This is a genomic window from Aminobacter sp. P4_H6_2, from assembly GCF_056400805.1.
The window spans coordinates 1-4342 of the sequence record NZ_JBFUKO010000471.1 but is presented as its reverse complement, the minus strand read 5'-3'; the positions used below and the strand labels follow the sequence as shown (position 1 = coordinate 4342).

The 4342-nt window shown below is 58.8% G+C and carries 7 protein-coding genes and 2 pseudogenes; 2 read left to right on the top strand and 7 right to left on the bottom strand.

The annotated features are described in order from the left end of the window. The 4 genes from AC1DUU_RS24560 to AC1DUU_RS24545 form a co-directional block, all read right to left on the bottom strand. Window positions 1-176 (bottom strand): ATP-binding cassette domain-containing protein (locus tag AC1DUU_RS24560; protein ID WP_476785990.1); only part of this gene is annotated, 176 nt, incomplete at its 3' end. A gap of 1 nt (window position 177) precedes the next feature. Continuing rightward, the gene (gene ehuD, locus AC1DUU_RS24555; RefSeq protein ID WP_476785989.1) at window positions 178-837 is read right to left on the bottom strand and encodes an ectoine/hydroxyectoine ABC transporter permease subunit EhuD; all 660 of its coding nucleotides are present in this window, start codon (window positions 835-837) and stop codon (window positions 178-180) included. Further along, window positions 834-1562, bottom strand: a complete 729-nt coding sequence (ehuC, locus tag AC1DUU_RS24550) for an ectoine/hydroxyectoine ABC transporter permease subunit EhuC (protein ID WP_476785988.1) — start codon at window positions 1560-1562, stop codon at window positions 834-836. Before ehuC ends, ehuD begins: the two co-directional genes overlap by 4 nt. 56 nt (window positions 1563-1618) lie before the next feature. Then, window positions 1619-2164 (bottom strand): type 2 periplasmic-binding domain-containing protein, encoded by a 546-nt coding sequence (locus AC1DUU_RS24545; protein ID WP_476785987.1) that lies wholly within the window; start codon window positions 2162-2164, stop codon window positions 1619-1621. 18 nt (window positions 2165-2182) lie between these two features. Between AC1DUU_RS24545 and AC1DUU_RS24540 the strand changes: the two genes are divergently transcribed. Further along, window positions 2183-2464, top strand: a complete 282-nt coding sequence (locus AC1DUU_RS24540) for a 2Fe-2S iron-sulfur cluster-binding protein (protein ID WP_476785986.1) — start codon at window positions 2183-2185, stop codon at window positions 2462-2464. Window positions 2465-2556: 92 nt separating this feature from the next. Here the strand turns inward: AC1DUU_RS24540 and AC1DUU_RS24535 are convergent, their stop codons facing one another. Next, window positions 2557-2937: a transposase domain-containing protein gene (locus AC1DUU_RS24535; protein WP_476785985.1), complete on the bottom strand. Its 381-nt coding sequence runs from the start codon at window positions 2935-2937 to the stop codon at window positions 2557-2559. Window positions 2938-2946: 9 nt separating this feature from the next. Next, a complete protein-coding gene (locus AC1DUU_RS24530) occupies window positions 2947-3540 on the bottom strand; it encodes a recombinase family protein (RefSeq protein ID WP_476785984.1) in 594 nt (197 codons plus the stop codon). 153 nt (window positions 3541-3693) lie between these two features. Here AC1DUU_RS24530 and AC1DUU_RS24525 point away from each other — a divergent pair. Next, window positions 3694-3946, top strand: a pseudogene (locus tag AC1DUU_RS24525) (DUF4158 domain-containing protein); the annotation flags it as partial. A 137-nt stretch (window positions 3947-4083) separates the two neighbouring features. On the opposite strand, the pseudogene AC1DUU_RS24520 reads toward AC1DUU_RS24525, so the two are convergent. After that, window positions 4084-4342: pseudogene (locus tag AC1DUU_RS24520) on the bottom strand (IS6 family transposase); the annotation flags it as partial.

The following is a 4342-nucleotide window of genomic DNA, read 5'->3' as shown; positions in this document are numbered from 1 at the left end:
CCCTCGCTGATTTTATCGAGCGTCATCAGGGCGCGCAGCACCGTTGTCTTTCCCGATCCGGACGGACCTATGATCGTCACTCGCTCGCCCGGCATGACCTCTAGACACAGATTGTCCAGGACTGCCAACGACCCGTAGCGCTTTGAAACGGCTTCAAATCGAACAATTGGTTCCATGTTATGCACCCTTCAATTTGACGCGCTGATCAAGCAGCCGCACGGCGCCGCCGGCAACCATGCTGAAGACGAGGAAAAATAGCCCCGCTAGCGTGATCGGCTCGGTGTAGCGGAACGTGTCATTACCGATGATGCGCGCGGTTGCGACAAGTTCGATAACCGCTATGGCGAGCAGCACGGGCGTCTCCTTGAACATCGCCACGAAATAATTTCCGAGTGGCAAGATCACCGGTGGAATAGCTTGAGGCAGGATGATCCGCCAGTAAGTCGTCGYAAGCGGCATGTTCAGGGCGGTTGCCGCCTCCCACTGGCCGCGTGGCACGTTGTCGATCCCGGACCGGTATACTTCTGCGCAATAGGCTGAGTAGTGGACTCCCAGCGCGACAATCCCACAGGCAAAGGATGGCAACGTCACCCCCCATAACGGCAGGAAATAATAGAGCGCGAAGAGCTGTATCAGCAACGGGGTCGAGCGGATGAACTCGATGAACACCATGACCGGCACGGTTACGAGCGCCGTGCGTAGCGAGCCTAGAACCGCCAGCACCAGCCCGAGAACAAGCGCCAGGGCAAAACCGCCAAATGTCGCGGCAAGCGTGACAGTCGAGGCCATGGCGAGATCGGGAACGATGCCGATCGCATAATCCCAATCCCAGATCATGCCGAACGTCCCACCAAAAGACCCTGGCCGGCCAGCCGGGCCAGAAGCCTCATTCCGATCGTAATGAGCAGCCCTATCGCGAAATAGAAGAACAAGATGATGGTGAACACTTCAACCGTCCGATAGGTGGTCTGGTTGAGCTGGTATGCCGTATAGGTGAGGTCGGAAATACCGATGAACGAAACCAGGGCGGTTAGCTTGAACAACTGGAYGAACAGGTTTCCCCATGGCGGGATCATCAGCACGAACGCTTGCGGCAGGATAATGCGTCGCATTCGCGTCCAGGGCGACATGTTAAGTGCGATCGCCGCCTCATACTGCCCCTTCGGCACAGCGCGGACGGCGGCCTCTACCACCACGCCGCCATAGGCGCCGACATTCAGGGCGACGCCGAGAACGCCGGCGCTGAACGGATCTATGCGCGGACCGAACAGCGGAAGCACGTAGAACAGCCAGAAGAGCTGAACGAGCGCCGAGGTGCCGCGAAAGATCTCGACATAGGCAGCGGCCGTCCAGCGCACAGGGGCAAAGGGCGCCATTCTTCCGAGCCCACCCGCAAAGGCGAAGATAACCGATAGGATGGCTGCGCAGATCGTGATCTTGACAGTTGTCAGCGCCGCGTCCGCGAAGACCAACAGGCTGTCGGAGAATGGCGAGTTCGCAAAATAGACGCCACCCAGAATAAGTGTCGCGAGAAACAGGATGAAGAGTGCGCGGATCGACAAAGCAAGGGGCCTCCAAGGCGTGAAGACGGGCCGAAGCCCGCCTTGTCCGGTATGAGCTACAGACCTTTCGAGCAGAGTTCTGCTGTCGTCTTGTCCGGACGGTCATTCGGCGTAAAGCCCCAGCGGGCCGCCATCTTCGCGTAGCCCTCGCCGTCTTGCAGATAGCTGGTCTGGATCGCATTGAAGGCTTGGACGAACTCCTGGTTCTGCGCTTGTTCTGCAGCCTCGCCTTTGCGGAACGCTATCGCGCCGTGGCCTTTGTAAGTTTCGCCGGCGATTTCGGTGATCGAACCGGAACTCTCCACGCCCAGGAGTTCTCCAGCGCTTAACACGATGTCGGCAATGGCGAATGCCGACAGCGCAAATCCGTCGGCGCGACCGGACATTACCGCACCCAACCCCGCCGACTTGTCCCCGACCCGCAAAAGCTTTTCGTCTGGAACTCCATCCTTCAGCGCCAGTGTTTCTTCCGTGCCTCCCGCCAGGACCGCCCCTTCGGTCGTCGTGATATCCTTGAACGTTTTCAGTCCCTTGGGATTGCCGGTTTTGACGACATAGGCAGCGCCCTGACCGAATGTAGGCTCCGAAAAACCCAGGCTCACTGATGCTGAAAAAGCGGGATGAAGAGAATATTCTGCCTGCGAGTAAAGGCATGGATACGATTCGAGCCGTCCGGGGTGGAGGCGGAGTGGACTCCGTCCGACGGGCCACTCCTCGATTTCCTGGAGCGGTTGAGTTTGACAAAGGAAGCCTCCTGCAGATCAGGCATATGTCTCACATGCGCCGCCGAACTGGTTTCGGGCACTGTTGTCTATCCAGAAGGAATCAGCCCTCCCGATGAGGCGGCGACTGTCATCCTTTGCAGCGCAAGACCCGCGAGTGATTTGATCATCAGAATCTGACGGATGCTCGGATTGTCCATGTTCATGGCTGCCGCCGCCCTCCTGTGGCCTTGGTGCGTTGATGCCGTTTGAATGGTATCGGCACGCAGGGTTCAACGTAGCCGGGTCAGCTGATGCCATTCAAGTTCCACGAACCTCGCCGCCATCGGGTTCCAAAACACGCGGAACTTCGCCGGCGTCCCGTCGAGCCGCTCGGAGACGTCTTCGCCGATCCGCACTGGCATACAGTTGCCGCAGGGGCAAAGCGCGGCGACGGTCTCCGGCTCGATGATGATCTCGACGCGCTCCAGATGCTTCGGGAACGCCTTGCGCGGCCGCGCAGCACGGCGCTCGCTTGCCGGCTTTGCCGCTTCAAGCTCGGCCTCGATYGCGCCGAGCCCGGTCTGGACCTCGTCGAAGGCAAAGGCCTGCTGATCGACGTCGAGCTTTTCGGAGCTGCGGCCGAACTGGGGGTCAGGACAAGAGCAGTTCAAAATCCTGCGCTAAGACCGAACGGAGCGTGAACCCTCGTCGCGTATCCGCATGATAGTCTGGCGGCTTGTTGCGAACTTCCTGGCGACGGCCGAAACGCTCAGTCCGGCCGTCAGCTCGACACGCGCATCTTGTTTCTGCTTTTCGCTCAGGGTTGATGGGCGGCCGAGAATTTTCCCCTCTGCCTTGGCACGCTTAAGGCCGGATTGCGTCCGCTCGATCAACAGATCGCGTTCAAACTGTGCGACGGCATTGAGGACGTTCATGGTCATCGTGCCGGCCGAGCTGGCGAGATCAACGCCACCAAGCGCAAGGCAGTGAACCCGCACGCCGATTTCAGCCAGTGCCTTAACCGTTGAGCTGACGTCGATAGCATCGCGGCCGAGACGGTCAAGCTTGGTCACGATCAGAACATCGCCGGATTCCAGCCTGTCCATAAGCCGGGTGAACCCCCGCCTTTGAGCGATGGCGGTGCTGCCGGAAACCGTCTCGGTGATGATCCGGCGAGGTTCGACCAGAAAGCCTGCGGCCTGGATTTCCTGGATCTGGTCCTCAGTGGTCTGGCCCGTCGTCGAGACGCGGGCATAGGCGAAGGTGCGTGGCATAGGTTCAATTTCGTCCGAATAGGCTGTCCGGAACATCTCTCCTGTTCATTAGTGTGTCAATATAATTTGTGGACAGGCGGTTTTGCCCCTGTACGGAATCGAACCTTAACGTACAGGGCACGGTCATTGGTGCGCAAATGTAGGGAGTAGCAAATGGCCAAGCGGAAACTTCTCAAAGTTCAGGACCGGCAGGCGCTTTTCGATATTCCCACCGACGAGGATAGCTTGATCCGCCACTATTCCCAGTCACCGGCCGGCTCAAAATCGAGGTCCGCAGACGGGAGCATAGTCGGCTCGGCTTTGCGGTGCAGCTCTGCCTGATGCGTTATTGGGCCGCGCGCTGATGGCCAACGAGATGCCGCCCAAGGCGATGCTCAACTATATTGCCGAGCAAATTGGAGGGAGTTGTCAACTTAACGCAGTATAGCGCGTCTGGAGAGACTCCAGCCCGATTTTAGTCGTCATAAGCCTTTGATTTGCTTACGGCACGATTTTTCGCTTGACGAGTAGACGGCAGTAATTCTCGTTAAGTTGACAACTCCCGCGCCACAGATAGTGCGTCTTGCCCGCGATGGAGATCACGACCTCATCCATATGCCAAATATCTTGCCGCGAAGGTCGCTTGCGCGGCAGCCGGCGAGTAGTCCGGCCCGAACTTGATCCCCCAGCGGCGGATGGTTTCGTAAGACACCACAATCCCGCGCTCAAGCAGCATTTCCTCGACCAGGCGCAGGCTCAGCGGGAACCGATAGTACAGCCACACGGCATGAGCGATGATTTGCGGTGGGAAACGGTGGCGCTT